The organism is Paraburkholderia sp. EG304 (assembly GCF_046543485.1).
GTDB lineage: Bacteria > Pseudomonadota > Gammaproteobacteria > Burkholderiales > Burkholderiaceae > Paraburkholderia > Paraburkholderia youngii.
Map to the genome: position 1 here is coordinate 1 of NZ_JBKGUA010000442.1, position 255 is coordinate 255.

General features: G+C 60.0%; 1 protein-coding gene. It reads left to right on the plus strand.

Translation table 11 applies throughout. The features are described from left to right. Positions 1-255 (plus strand): hypothetical protein (locus ACLFKU_RS44655; RefSeq protein WP_410853507.1); only part of this gene is annotated, 255 nt, incomplete at both ends.

Below are 255 nucleotides of genomic sequence, written 5' to 3' on the forward strand. Positions count from 1 at the left end.
CTGATCAACACAGTGCCTTCGGCGCTCGCCGCTCTGCTCGAGAAGAACGCAGTGCCGGCTTCGGCAAGCATCATCAATCTGGCGGGTGAGCGGCTGAAGGCGAGCCTCATAGAGAAGGCCTTCGGGAGCAGTCGCATCGAGAAGTTATGTAACCTGTACGCACCTTCCGAGACAACGACGTACTCGACCTGGATTTGCATGCCGAGGGGGGAGGCTGTCGTTGAGACGATTGGGCGTCCGATCGCGAACACGCGG